Source organism: Dietzia natronolimnaea (assembly GCF_002289575.1).
GTDB lineage: Bacteria > Actinomycetota > Actinomycetes > Mycobacteriales > Mycobacteriaceae > Dietzia > Dietzia natronolimnaea_A.
The window spans coordinates 58,920-71,333 of sequence record NZ_NTGA01000026.1 but is presented as its reverse complement, the minus strand read 5'-3'; the positions used below and the strand labels follow the sequence as shown (position 1 = coordinate 71,333).

The 12,414-nt window shown below is 68.9% G+C and carries 12 protein-coding genes; 4 read left to right on the top strand and 8 right to left on the bottom strand.

The window, feature by feature from the left end; genetic code table 11:
* Positions 1-919: 919 nt before the first annotated feature.
* Together CEY15_RS14545 and CEY15_RS14540 are read right to left on the bottom strand one after the other, a co-directional pair.
* Positions 920-1,333 (bottom strand): SRPBCC family protein, encoded by a 414-nt coding sequence (locus CEY15_RS14545; protein WP_245847633.1) that lies wholly within the window; start codon positions 1,331-1,333, stop codon positions 920-922.
* A gap of 41 nt (positions 1,334-1,374) precedes the next feature.
* A complete protein-coding gene (locus tag CEY15_RS14540) occupies positions 1,375-2,157 on the bottom strand; it encodes an alpha/beta fold hydrolase (protein WP_095719038.1) in 783 nt (260 codons plus the stop codon).
* 125 nt (positions 2,158-2,282) lie between these two features.
* Here CEY15_RS14540 and CEY15_RS14535 point away from each other — a divergent pair, with 125 nt between their 5' ends.
* Positions 2,283-2,786: a DUF309 domain-containing protein gene (locus CEY15_RS14535; RefSeq protein WP_095719037.1), complete on the top strand. Its 504-nt coding sequence runs from the start codon at positions 2,283-2,285 to the stop codon at positions 2,784-2,786.
* Positions 2,787-2,972: 186 nt separating this feature from the next.
* Here the strand turns inward: CEY15_RS14535 and CEY15_RS14525 are convergent, their stop codons facing one another.
* A complete protein-coding gene (locus CEY15_RS14525) occupies positions 2,973-3,701 on the bottom strand; it encodes a hemerythrin domain-containing protein (RefSeq protein WP_095719045.1) in 729 nt (242 codons plus the stop codon).
* 142 nt (positions 3,702-3,843) lie between these two features.
* Here CEY15_RS14525 and CEY15_RS19080 point away from each other — a divergent pair, with 142 nt between their 5' ends.
* Complete coding sequence (locus CEY15_RS19080; RefSeq protein WP_095719044.1) at positions 3,844-4,749, top strand: GNAT family N-acetyltransferase; 906 nt, start codon at positions 3,844-3,846, stop codon at positions 4,747-4,749.
* Between the two features lie 21 nt (positions 4,750-4,770).
* Here the strand turns inward: CEY15_RS19080 and CEY15_RS14515 are convergent, their stop codons facing one another.
* From CEY15_RS14515 to CEY15_RS14505, 3 genes are all read right to left on the bottom strand, one after another.
* Positions 4,771-5,790 carry a CNNM domain-containing protein gene (locus CEY15_RS14515; RefSeq protein WP_095719035.1) on the bottom strand — a complete coding sequence of 340 codons (1,020 nt, stop codon included), beginning with the start codon at positions 5,788-5,790 and terminating at the stop codon, positions 4,771-4,773.
* Positions 5,790-7,223, bottom strand: coding sequence for a hemolysin family protein (locus tag CEY15_RS14510; RefSeq protein WP_095719034.1), 1,434 nt, complete (start codon positions 7,221-7,223; stop codon positions 5,790-5,792). The genes CEY15_RS14515 and CEY15_RS14510 overlap by 1 nt, the downstream gene beginning before the upstream one ends.
* 212 nt (positions 7,224-7,435) lie before the next feature.
* Complete coding sequence (locus tag CEY15_RS14505; RefSeq protein WP_095719033.1) at positions 7,436-8,218, bottom strand: thioesterase family protein; 783 nt, start codon at positions 8,216-8,218, stop codon at positions 7,436-7,438.
* A 141-nt stretch (positions 8,219-8,359) separates the two neighbouring features.
* Here CEY15_RS14505 and CEY15_RS14500 point away from each other — a divergent pair, with 141 nt between their 5' ends.
* Positions 8,360-8,839: a MaoC family dehydratase gene (locus CEY15_RS14500; RefSeq protein ID WP_095719032.1), complete on the top strand. Its 480-nt coding sequence runs from the start codon at positions 8,360-8,362 to the stop codon at positions 8,837-8,839.
* Between the two features lie 45 nt (positions 8,840-8,884).
* On the opposite strand, the gene CEY15_RS14495 is transcribed toward CEY15_RS14500, so the two are convergent.
* Positions 8,885-9,364 (bottom strand): nitroreductase family deazaflavin-dependent oxidoreductase, encoded by a 480-nt coding sequence (locus CEY15_RS14495; protein WP_095719031.1) that lies wholly within the window; start codon positions 9,362-9,364, stop codon positions 8,885-8,887.
* A 9-nt stretch (positions 9,365-9,373) separates the two neighbouring features.
* Positions 9,374-10,714 carry a class I SAM-dependent methyltransferase gene (locus tag CEY15_RS14490; RefSeq protein ID WP_095719030.1) on the bottom strand — a complete coding sequence of 447 codons (1,341 nt, stop codon included), beginning with the start codon at positions 10,712-10,714 and terminating at the stop codon, positions 9,374-9,376.
* A 225-nt stretch (positions 10,715-10,939) separates the two neighbouring features.
* Between CEY15_RS14490 and CEY15_RS14485 the strand changes: the two genes are divergently transcribed.
* Positions 10,940-12,364, top strand: a complete 1,425-nt coding sequence (locus CEY15_RS14485; RefSeq protein ID WP_095719029.1) for an NAD(P)/FAD-dependent oxidoreductase — start codon at positions 10,940-10,942, stop codon at positions 12,362-12,364.
* The last annotated feature ends 50 nt before the right edge of the window (positions 12,365-12,414 follow it).

The following is a 12,414-nucleotide window of genomic DNA, read 5'->3' as shown; positions in this document are numbered from 1 at the left end:
GTAACCGCACCTACCACTACTCCCGAGAGTTAAGTGCCGATAATCTACATTATGTAAAGTCGGCCAGCCGGGGCCGGGGCCGGGGACGGTGCGGAACTCTGCCACTCCCCGCACCTCGGGACCGCTGAGCGTACTCGCCGCAGCCGGACATCCACGCGCGCAGCGCCCACCTGACTCGCTCGGTGGCGACGGGCCCAGCGAGCAGCACTCACTATCCAATACCCGGCAACCGCGGCCGCGATGAGCACCAGCGCGACGTGGTGCGCCGCGCCCAGGGTCGAGCTCCACGCTCCGTGTCCGGACATCACCCGGTAGATCGCAAGCACGTATAGGGGAAGCAGCGCGGCAGGCCAGTGACGGGCGAGGTGTCCGGAGAGTCCACCCACCGCTCCTCCGGCCAGTGCGAGCACACCCCACACCGCGTATGCCGCCGGAGACTCGACCATGTAGTTTCCCGGCGCCAGAATCGGCGACCACACCAGGTACGCCGCTATCGCGCCCAGGGAAAACAGGATTGACCAGGCAACCGACTGCCACAGTCGCGTGCCACAGCGCCAGGCGACAAATGAGGCGAGCGCCAACCAGACCGCGAAGTCGTTCGCGATCCCTGCGATCGCATACAAGAACCATCTGGCACTCGACAAAGATGCTTGGCTGTACACATTGTCGGACACTGCCGAGAGGTAGCCGAGCACTACCGCCCCCGCCACCATCGGCAACGCGATGCGCAGGGCCCGTCCGGTGAAGAACGTACTCATCTGTTCCCCGCCTCAACCCGGCCGACCATGACAACTCCCCCGTTATCGCCCGATCCCCATCCGAATCCGGAACGCCGGCACACTCCGAAACACCATAAACATCCGCGGTGTCGAAGGGAGTGCCCATCCCGAAACCACGCCCACGCCGGCGCCGGCCCGTCTCAGTGACCTCGGTCGAGTGCGATTCTCTCGATGCGCGGTAGTGCGAGAGCCAGCACCGGCAGGTATCCCGCCGCCCATGCCGGAGCCCCAAAGCTCAGTACGCAACCACCCGGCACCGCGACCACCTCGTGACGCGTGGCATCCACACCCGCCACCCTCCACGACCACCGCTGCTGTTCCACGAAATCGGTGATCTCGAAGGGCAGGGACAACCCCGCCACGGTCGTAATAGTCCCCCGCGCACCTGCCGTCAGTGCGCCACCGCCGTCGACCCGTGCCTTGAAGACAGTGGGCCCCCATCGCGGCCAGCTCTCCACATCGGTGATGACCGACCAGACGGTTTCCGGGTCCACGGTCATCCGCAGTTCGGCCGTCCATATGCCGCGATGAAACCCGGCGCGGACTCTGAGCATCGAACTCAGCTCCTTGACCGACCGTAGCGGGTGCATCTCGCTCAGTTGGTCCCGTCGAGGATCAGGCGAATCGCCTCCTGAGGCGCGTCCCACTGCGGGAAGTGACCGCACCGGTCGAACCAGTGCAGGGTGGCATCGGGAAACGCGCGGGCGGCCCTGTGAGCCTGGGCCGGGAGCGTCACCAGGTCCCGACGCCCCCACCCGATGGTGACCCGTCCCGGGACCGAGCCCGCGGGGGCGCCCTGCTGCTTCGGCCCCTTCGTCAGCGCGTCCATCGCCGCGCCCGTCGCCGGCGCGTCGGCCAGCCCGGCCACATCGGGCAGGACGGTCTGCGCCGACAGAGCCCAGGGGCGCACGGAGAGTTGCGCCAGCAGGGCGGAGCGGCTCACCGGATTGCCCAGGAGTACCGGGAGCGCTCCCCGCACAGCGTTGACCAGCGCGATCGACGGCCGCAGGGTGGCGCTGAACAACGCCAGCTCGCGGTCACTCCAGAATCCGCCCGGATCCAATGCCACGGTGTCCCCACCGACGCCGCGCCGGGCCAACTCGAGCACGATGCGTCCACCCATCGACTGCCCCGCCGTGGACACCCCGTCCAGACCCAGCTCATCGATGAATCGGGCGACCGAGTCGGCCAACGCGGCAATGGTGAGCTCGCCGTCCAGCGGTGGGGACTCGCCGAATCCCGGCAGGTCCAGAGCGATCACCTCGCGACTCGCCGCCAGCTCGTCGATGACGGGCTGCCACGATCGCCACCCCGCGCCGAGTCCGTGCACGAGCAGCAACGGCCTGCCCTGTCCTCGCCGAACATGATTCAAGGTCATGGGGCAAGCCTACGGAGTGTGGGCGAGGCGGGTGTCTCGGAAGCGCAAGGGACCACCGGAGAAGAGCAAGGGGCCAGAGGTGGCAGAGGTGGCAGGCCGGCCGCGACAGATGGGACGATGAGCCCATGCGCACTCCGGATGGCATCGACCGCGACCGGGACGAGAACGGACGGGCGCGGAACGCTCGTCCCCGCGACGAACTCGGCCGGCCCTTGCCGCCCGGCAGCGTTGGAGTCGAGCGCATCCCCGAAGACCTGGATCTGCCGCCCGCCGAATCGCTGGCCTGGGCGCAGGACCTGCTCGACCGAGGTCTCGCCTTCCACGCCCACGAGGTGTTGGAGGGCGCATGGAAGAGCTCCCCCACCGCCGAGCGCGAGCTCTGGCGGGGACTCGCCCAACTCGCGGTCGGCATCACCCACATCCAGCGTGGCAACACCCGCGGCGCCCGCGCGCTTCTCGAGCGGGCAGCCGACAGCATCGGTATCCAGGACGACCCGGCGCCCCACGGAATCGACACGGCCGGAGTGGTCGCCCATGCGCACGAGCTGATGGCCGAACTCAGCCGAGGCGCAAACCTCGCCCCCAGTCGGCTGAGACCGCGTCTGAGGGCCCGCTCACGTCCCCGGTAGGGCATCCCCGCCGTCAGCTGCGGGCCGCCAGCTGGTGATCTGCGGCATACGCATCGAGGACCCCGCGGACCCCGCGGCCCCCGTAGTCCGAACCGGCAACGCGCAGGGCCACTCTCTCAGTCCGATCGCGATGATCCCCACGCCGACGACTGTCGCCGCGATCCCCATATGTTCTCTCCTGTCAGTTCACTCGGCTCGCTCGGCGTCGTCACCGCGCGCGGTGCTCGGATGCTCTCCCCTTCTCATGACGGGGAGCCTCTCGAGGGCATGAGCGGCGTGAGCCACCATGGTGCTGGCGGTGGTCAGTCCGGATCGCGTTCTCGTGGGACTCGCCGTCGCGGCCAGGTCGAGCAGATCCCGCACTCTATCGGTGATCGTCACCGGGAAGGCCGCGATGACGTTCCCGGGTGGACGCCGTGCCACCACCGGGTGTGGGCGCGTGGGTGCCGTCCGGCGCACCACCTCCCAGGCCAACCCGAGCGCCCTCAGCCGGGAGGGCGGTAGCGCCGCCTGCAGTCGGGGCAGGAGGACGTGCTCCTCGTCGCGCACGTCCTCGCGCAGGACGGCGACCAGCCGCCTCAGCACCTCATCCCGTTCAGGCCCTTCGCTCTCCAGCGTCTCCAGCCGGACCACCAGCTCGTTGACCTCCTGGTGCTCCTGCTCGACCCGCAGCGTGAGGGCGTGGCCGTCCGGCAAGGCCTTCCGGATCGCCGGCCACAGCACCGATTCCTCGGCGAAGGCGTGCGGGAACACCAGACGGTAGGTGCGCAGCAGGACTCGACGCTGCTCCGCTCCCCTGCTTAGCTCCAGCCTGCCGAGGAGCCGATCGAGTTCGATATGGTCCAGCTTCTGCCTGGTGAGGACACTGCTGCGTCCGCCCAGTTCTCGAAGTGACTGCTCTGACAGAGATCGCATCTCGCATCCTCCCGACGGTGCCTCGATGGCTGCGATGGTGCTGCGCGTGACACCCACTCGCAACCGGTGCCGGAGAGCCCATATCCTCACTCGTCGCCGGGATCCTGTGGCGCACGACCGGGCCGTGGCCGACACTGTCGACATGCGCACGAGACACGTCAGCACCGTGATCCACCGCTCGGCGGCGGACGTCTACGCCTACGCCTCGGATCACGCGACACTCGCCGACTGGGCGTCGGGCCTGGCCACCGCGGAGGCCGCCGTCGACGGTGACAGTCTGATCGTCGACTCCCCCATGGGGAGGGTGACCGTGCGGTTCGTCCCCAGGAACGACTTCGGCATCCTGGACCACGAGGTCACCCTGCCCGACGGGAAGACGGTCCATAACCCGCTCCGCGTCGTGCCCCACCCGGACGGTGCGGAAGTGGTGATGTCCGTCCGTCAGCTGACGGACGACGACGACCAGTTCGAGCAGGACGCCGCCACGGTGGCAGCCGACCTGGACCGGCTCAAGGCCCTCCTCGAGGCGGATCGCCCTCCACTCCCCTCGTCTGCGCCTCGTCCGGCCGTGACTGCGGACATCCTCGTGGCCGGGCCGTCGGACGCGACCTCCCTGGGGCGCCTGCTCCACGACTTCAACACCGAGTTCGACTGCGCCACCCCGAGCCGCACCGAGGCGGCCGAGCGTTTCGAGCGACTCCTGGGACGGGAGGACGTCCTCGCTGTCGTCGCCAGACTCACCCACGGCCGCGAGGCGGGGACCGACGTGGGGTTCGCGTTCCTCACCCTTCGCCCGACCCTGTATTGGGACGGCCCCCTCGCGCAGCTAGAGGACCTCTACGTTCGCCCGGACCTCAGGGCAGCCGGCATCGGAACCGCGATCCTGCACCGGTCGGTGTCCGAGGCCCGACGGCGCGGCTGCGAGGAGATACTCATCAACGTGGACTCGGACGATCTCGGTGCCCGCCGGTTCTACGAGCGTCACGGCTTCTCCGACCACGACCCGGACACCGGATCCGGGATGCGGTGCTACCTGCGGCAGCTCTGACCCCTGAGAGGTGACGCCACGTCAGCCGACGGTTCCGGCCTCCTCCGGAAGGATGTGGCGCAGGATGTCCGAGATCGTGATCACGCCGACGAACCGGTCGTGATCCATGACCGCGGCGAGTTGCTCGCTCCGCTCCCGCGACACCGCGAGCGCCTCGTAAACCGGCGTCCGGGTGTCGAGCAGCATCACCGGCCTGGCCAGGTCCCGCGCCGGGTGGCCCTCCTGTTCCATCAGCGTGTCGCGCACATGCACCACCGCTGGAGTGGAATCCCCGTCGAGGAGGAGGATGCGCATGTGTCCCGTCCGAGCCGCGGCCTCCTGGATCTGAGCCACGGTGGCCTCCGCGGCCACTGCGGTAGGTGCCCTGTCGGTGTCGACGAGTGACCCCACCGTCAGTTGATCGAGGCCGAGCGCTCCGGTCAGCGGGGAACTGAACGTCTCGTCCAGGGCGCCGACCGACGCCGAATGCTCGACGAGTTGCCGGATCGTGGCGGCATCCTGACCTCCCACCGCGGCCCTCTCGACCGGAGTGACACCGCTGGCGGAGACCAGTCGGTTGGCGACCTCGTTCACCCACCTCAGGAGCGGCCGGAAGACCCAGATGAAGCCCCGGGAGGGAATCCCGATGAACTTGGCGGAGAACTCCGGATGCGCGATGGCCCACGACTTGGGGGCCATCTCCCCCACCACCAGGTGGAGGAACGTCACGAACAGCAGTGACAGCGCGAACGCGGCGCCCCCGGCCACCTGTACCGGCGCGCCCAGGGAGGCGAGGACAGGCCCGAGCCAGGCGTCGACGGCCGGCTTGGTGACCGCGCCCAGTGCGAAGGTGCAGGCGGTGATCCCCAACTGGGCGCCCGCGAGCATGACGGTCAGCTCGTTGATCCCCCGCAGGGCGGCCCGCGCCGAGGCGCTCCTCTCCGCGTCCTTCTCGAGCCGGTGCTGACGAGCCCCGAGAAGCGCGAACTCTATCACCACGAAAAAGGCGCTCAGGACGATCAACGCCACGGTGATCGCGGCGACGACGAGCGGATTGTCCATCACCGCTCCTCCCCCCGTCCCGGCTCGAGCCCGTGCTTCGTCGCGGGGTGTCCGTCGTCCCCCGGACGCCCGGAGTGCTCCTCCTGGGAGTCCATTAACCGGACCAGCAGTTCGCCGGGGACCAGCCGGGTCACCTCGAGGACCTCGATCTCCAGGGCGAACTGAAGCGGTGTCTCGGCGATCAGTTCCCGGGGCTCGATCGGCAGTTCGACCCGCACGGTCTGACCCACTTCCGGGAGTTCGCCGTGAGCGGAGATGGTCAACCCCGCCATGGTCTCGTAATCTCCGTGCGGAAGCTCATGACCGAGGGATCTCTCGGCCTCGTCGACGTGGACGTCACCGTCCATCCGCCAGACCCCCTCGTCGACGACCGCGATGACTGACTCGGGTTCCGTGTCGTGTTCGTCGGTCAGCTCCCCCACCAACTCCTCGGCTAGATCCTCGATCGTCAACACGCCCGCGAAGCCCCCGTACTCGTCGACCACCGCCGCGAGCTGGGTCTTCGACCTGGTCAACGCTGACAGCGCATGGGGCAGGGACATCAACGAGGGCAGGACCACCGGTGGGCGCATGATCTCCGAGACCGGGGTGTCGGCCTTCGCACCCACGCGGAGGAGGTCGGCCAACTGAACGACCCCCAGCGGCTCCAGAGTCTCCGAGACCACCGGATACCTCGTGTGTCCCGAGGCCATCAACGTCCGAACCTCTCCGACGGTGTCATCCGGGCCCACCACGCTGGTCTGGGGACTCGGGATCATCGCGTGCTCGACGGTGCGATCCGGGAAGTCCAGGATCCGGTCGATGAGGACGGACAGGTTCTCGGGCAGATCGCCGCTCTCCCGGGCGTTTGCCACGATTCGCTCGAGATCCTCGGCGGTGGCCGTGGAGTCCAGATCGTGGACGGGTGTGACCCCGACCAACCTGAGCAGCAGGTTCGCCGCCCGGTCGAACACCACGATGAGCCAGCCGAACACGGTCAGGTATAGGGTGGTGGACCGCGCCAGACCGCGGGCCAGGGGCTCCGGGCTCGCGATCGCCAGGTTCTTGGGATACAACTCGCCGAAGATCATCTGCACGACGGTCGCGGCCACCAACGCCAAGACGGTGCCCACCGTGACGCTCACCGCCGCGGGGACTCCGACCCCGCCCAGGAGGGTCCCCAGCGATTCACCGACCAGTGGTTCGGCCACGTATCCGACCAGCAGGCCGGTGACCGTGATGCCCAACTGGGCACCCGACAGCATGAAGGACGTCCGTTGCGTGACCCTCAGTGCCCGCTGAGCGGCGACGTCTCCCGCCTCGGACAGTGCCTTGAGCCTGTTCCTGTCCACGGACATGTAGGCGAATTCCTGTGCCACGAAGTAGCCGTTCGCAGCGATGATGGCCAGTATCGCGAGGATTCCAAGCAGCAACATCAGAAGGGTTATGACCACGGGGCCACCTCCCCCCTCGGGATCGGCACTCGAGCGCCGTGGACCTGAGAAGAACGAGGAGGGCGACTAGGTCCCGGGTCGTCGTCTGACCCGGTCCTTTCAGAGGGGGTACCCATCAGGGCTTCTCACACACTCCGTTTCGTGTGTCGATGTGGATGACTCCCCGAGTATGACGCAATCCGCCCCCCGGGACCACGACTCCCCGGCCGCGGTCACCGTCCCGGGGTGACGGGGCGGACGGTGAGGGTCTGCGCGAGGGTACCGATCGGGCCCGACTCGTCGTGCAGGGTGCTCGAGGTGAGCCCGAGCCCACCCGGACCGAAACTCACCCGGGTGTCGAACCCGACCCACTCCCCTCGTGGCTCGCGGAAGAGGTGGGCGGTGAGATCGATGTTGGGGAACTGAACGTCCGAGGGATCCGCACGGATCGCCATCCCGTTGGCGATGTCGAACAGCGCGGCCGCCCGGGCCAACATGCCCACCTGTTCCCCTGCGACCAGCGGGATGTCGGTCCGCACCCAGTACCGGGCCCTTCCCGGCCCGACCGAGTCCCGGCGGACGTCCGCGGACGCCAGGTAACCGCCCTGCCAGACCGCGGTGGGGTCCCACTGCTCCATGGCGGACGGCCCCGGGATCGGGTCGAACCCGACGCCCTCGAGCCCCGTGGTGTCCCTCGGCTGCTGAAACCAGGCGCGCAGGCGGACCCCCACGCGATCCTCGAGACCGTACGTCGCCTCCACGAGCTCGATGGTGCGTCCCGGCCTGACCACCTGCACATCCACCGCCACCGGGTCCATGGGCACGGTGCCCAGGATCTCGTAGGTCAGACGTGAGAGCACCATGGGGTCGTCCCGTCGGCGCCGTAGGTCACGCTCCACCTCGTGCACGAGCAGCCCGAACGACGGGCCGATGTGCTGCACCGCCGGGTCCCATGCCCCGGTGGTGTGCGGGGTCGGGTGGAACCGTCGGTCACCGAGTCGCTCGAAGTACGCCACGCCTGCCTCCCATCGGGTGAACTGTCATTAACTGACTACCACGAGAGGAGGGGTGCGGCCGCGAATCCGCACCGGTCGTCACCCGCGTGCGGTTGACTCTCCCTGCACTCACGAGCCCGTTCCCGCGACCAGGAGTCCCCTATGACCGATAAGCAGTACGACACCTTCGACACCCCTCCGGACGACAGGTACCTCGAGGACTACCGGGAAGGTCGGGTCTACCGCTTCGGCGAGGAGTCGGTGGACGCCGAGGAGATCGTGGAGTTCGCCCGTCGGTATGACCCGCAGGGCATCCACACCGATCCCGAGGCTGCCGCAGACGGCCCCTTCGGAGGGCTGATCGCGAGCGGCTGGCAGACGGCCGCACTCATGATGCGACTGTTCGCCGACAACTACCTCACCGCCGTCGCCAGCCTGGCCTCACCCGGCATCGACGAACTGCGCTGGGTCCGGCCCCTGCGCCCCGGCGACCGGTTGACCCTGATCTGCGAGACGACCGGCGTCCGCCCCTCGAGGAGCAAACCGGACCGGGGAGTGCTCACCACGGATGTGACACTGATCAATCAGGACGGAGATCCGGTTCTCACGGCAACCGCGCTCAACATGGTCGCCCGGCGATGACCGGGACCCTCGATCCGAACCGGTGACGGTCAGAGCGGGTGACGGTCAGAGCCGGGGAGTCAGGTGGAAAATCGGCAGCTGCCTGGTCGTGCGCGTGGCGTAGATCTCGTAGTTCGGCCACACTTTCACCGCGGCGTCCCAGGCCGAGGCCCGCTCGGCTTCCGGCACCTCTCGCACGGCAACGACGAGCCTGGCGCCGTAGACCGATATGGAGACCTCCCCGTCCCCCGCCGCACGGAGGTTGTACACCCACGCCGGCGCCTTCTCGCCGCCCCAGTTGGAACCGACGATCACCAGTCCGTTTCGCCACGACGCGCACAGCAGTGGCGTATCCCGAAGCTCTCCGGTCTTTCGCCCCGGGACGTGCAGTGTAAGGGTGGGCAGTCCCGCCACCCGGAGCAGTGGAACACGCCCGCCGGAGATCCTGTTCATCCATTTGTCGACCGTCACCACGAGATGGGAGTTCTCCCGCGTGGCGTCCTGACGACCGAACCAGATCGCGACCGGGGTGAGGAAGTTGCTCATGAACGAACCCTAGGACCTCGGCGTCACCTCTCGACGGTTCAGGGTGGTTTTGGCCGTGGCGACCGCCTGCACGGACTCGAGCCACCCCCGCCGCAGCCCGGCCTCCAGCGCCGCGAGGTGGAACGCCCACATCCGGCGGTACACGGCATCGAACCCCAGAGCCGCCGCATCCCGCCCCCGGAGCGCGAACGTCTCAGACCACAACCTCACCGTCTCGGCATGGTGGGCCGTAGCCTCGATCCGACCGAGCAGGCGTAACCGAGGAGAGCGCTCGACGGCCGCGGCCAGTTCGGTCCAGGACACCACCGGGCCCGCGTCGGAGACATACCGCGAACCCCAAGCGGCGAGTTCGACGACCGCCGGCCTGGGGCGCTCCGCGGACACCACTCCCGAGATCGCGAGCCTGCCGCCATCGACCAGCAGCCTCTCGGCCGTGTCCACCACCTCCAGGTAACCGGCCACGCCCGCGGTGACCCCGGGGTCGACCGCGACCACCGCGTCGACACTCCCCCGCGCGTCCGCCGGTCCCCCCAGGAAGAGGGTGATCTCGTCCCGGAGCCCCGCCGCGGCGAATCTCGACCCGAGCGCGGACAGTCGCTCGGTCGAGGCGGTCATCGTCCGCACGTGAGCGCCACGTTCGGCGGCCCGCATCGGCACCTCACCCCACCCGGGCGTGACGACCAGGGCGCGAGAGCCGGCGCCGACCCCCGCCAGGGTGAGCAGGGTGTCGACCGATCGACGCTGGGCGTCGCCCAGATCGTTGCGCCGGGGAGGCGATGCCGGGGCCTCCAGGTGGACCACGTCGGTTCCGTCGTCCATCCGAACCCGGGTCCGCGCTCCGGAGGCGAACACCGCACCCCCCGTCGACATCGTCTCGTCGGTGTAGAGGGACGTGAGGGCACCGGGAACGGAATCCTCGAGCTCCACCGCCACCGGTCCCCCTCGCCTACGCCCCCCGCCGGGGGTCGCGCGACCGTCGCGCCCGAAGGCCCGTTCACCCGGGTGGGCGCAGTCGGGATTCCCGGCGATCCACGGCGCGAGGATCCCGATGACCGCGCCGAGGTCGGTGGTCGTCCACTCACCGGCCATGTACGACTCACCCAACCCGAGGACCCCGGACGAGGCGAGCCGCGCCCAGAACCGCTCGGGATCACGGAGGACCACCCGGGCCGGAGCGTCGTACTCCCCCGCCGCCGTCGAGTCCGGGTAGTCGATCCTCAGACCGATCTCCCTGGCCGACCGCCTCAGGGCCTGCGCGACCTCCACGGCGGACTGACCGCCGGGACCCGAGGGCGCCTCGAGTGCGGGCCAACGGTCGAGGTCCACGGTCTGCGGTTCGAGTCTGACCACCGGGTCCCTCCTCAGGGGTGTCGTCAGTGGGACGGTACCGCCGCACGTCGCCCGGGCGGGTCAGGCGCGACGGGGGGATCGGTCACCGCGGCGAGCCCGCCACGTGTGCACCGGCGTGCGCATACCACTACCCTGAGGAGTCGTCCCCGCGCGCGACCCGCCGGGGACACCGATCGGAGAGCCCCCGCGCTCACCGCGACAGCCTCACCTTCACCAGGAGCCGCCATGACCGAGCCCGCACACGACCAGGTCACCGCCACCGCACCGGCCGGACGCCGGCACCGCGTCGTCATCATCGGGTCCGGCTTCGGTGGGCTCTTCGCAGCCCAGCAGCTCAAGAAGGCCGATGTGGACGTCACTCTGGTCGCGAAGACCGGGCACCATCTCTTCCAGCCCCTGCTCTACCAGGTCGCGACCGGCATCCTGTCGGTGGGCGAGATCGCCCCGCCCACCCGACTCATCCTGCGGGATCAGAAGAACGTCACCTGCATCCTCGGCGACGTGACCAAGATCGACGTCGCCTCCAAGACCGTCTTCGCCTCCGCCGGCCACATCAGGTTCGACCTCGAGTACGACAGCCTGATCGTGGCCGCCGGCGCCAATCAGTCGTATTTCGGTAACGACCACTTCGAGCGGTGGGCCCCCGGCATGAAGACCGTGGACGACGCGCTCGAGTTGCGCAGCCGGATTCTCGGATGCTTCGAGCAGGCGGAGGTCACCGAGGACGAGGAGGAGCGCCGCCGCCTGTTGACGTTCATCATCGTGGGTGCGGGGCCGACCGGTGTCGAGATGGCCGGGCAGGTCGCCGAGCTGGCCCAGCACACCCTGAAGAACACGTTCCGCCGTATCGACCCCGCCTCCGCCCGGGTGATTCTGCTGGACGCGGCCGCCGCCGTCCTCCCGCCGTTCGGCAACAAGCTGGGCAACGCGGCTCGCGCACGGCTGGAGAAGATGGGCGTCGAGATCCAGCTCAACGCCATGGTGACCGACGTCGACCAGCTCGGGATCGAGGTCAAGGACCCGGATGGGTCGGTCCGGAGGATCGACGCCACCTGCAAGATCTGGTCCGCCGGCGTCCAGGCGAGCACCCTGGGCAAGATGCTCGCCGACCAGACGGAGGCGGAGATCGATCGCGCGGGACGCGTCCTTGTGCAGAAGGATCTCTCGCTGCCCGGGCACCCCGAGATCTTCGTCGTCGGTGACATGATGAGTCTCGACAAGCTCCCCGGGGTCGCGCAGGTCGCGATCCAGGGCGGTAAGTATGCCGCGAAGCAGATCGCGGCCGAGGTCGAGAAGGGCCGGTCCCCCGCGGAACGCCAGCCGTTCAAGTACTTCGACAAGGGTTCCATGGCCACCGTCTCGCGCTACAGCGCGGTGGTGAAGATGGGCAGGCTGGAGATCTCCGGCTTCATCGCCTGGGTCATGTGGCTCGTCGTGCACCTCGCCTACCTCATCGGCTTCAAGAACCGCCTCACCACCATGTTCTCCTGGGGGATGAACATGGGCGGCGACCACCGCTCCCAGCTGACGTCCACCCAACAGTGGGTCTACGGCCGGCAGGCGATCGAGCGGGTCGCGGAACACGAGAAGGCCCGGTCGGCGGAGGAGGACCGGGACCGGGCGGTGGAGACCACGTCGATCAGTGAGTGACGCCACGCGCCCGGCGGCATCCGGCCGGGCGCGTGTCCGGGCTCCGGCCC

Bases quoted from the DNA above. Each gene is read 5' to 3' on its own strand.
- CEY15_RS19080 (WP_095719044.1), top strand. From the start codon at position 3,844: ATGCGCACGAGACACGTCAGCACCGTGATCCACCGCTCGGCGGCGGAC.
- CEY15_RS14540 (WP_095719038.1), bottom strand. From the start codon at position 2,157: ATGACCTTGAATCATGTTCGGCGAGGACAGGGCAGGCCGTTGCTGCTC.
- CEY15_RS14495 (WP_095719031.1), bottom strand. From the start codon at position 9,364: ATGAGCAACTTCCTCACCCCGGTCGCGATCTGGTTCGGTCGTCAGGAC.
- CEY15_RS14515 (WP_095719035.1), bottom strand. From the start codon at position 5,790: ATGGACAATCCGCTCGTCGTCGCCGCGATCACCGTGGCGTTGATCGTC.
- CEY15_RS14500 (WP_095719032.1), top strand. From the start codon at position 8,360: ATGACCGATAAGCAGTACGACACCTTCGACACCCCTCCGGACGACAGG.
- CEY15_RS14525 (WP_095719045.1), bottom strand. From the start codon at position 3,701: ATGCGATCTCTGTCAGAGCAGTCACTTCGAGAACTGGGCGGACGCAGC.
- CEY15_RS14485 (WP_095719029.1), top strand. From the start codon at position 10,940: ATGACCGAGCCCGCACACGACCAGGTCACCGCCACCGCACCGGCCGGA.
- CEY15_RS14545 (WP_245847633.1), bottom strand. From the start codon at position 1,333: ATGCTCAGAGTCCGCGCCGGGTTTCATCGCGGCATATGGACGGCCGAA.
- CEY15_RS14535 (WP_095719037.1), top strand. From the start codon at position 2,283: ATGCGCACTCCGGATGGCATCGACCGCGACCGGGACGAGAACGGACGG.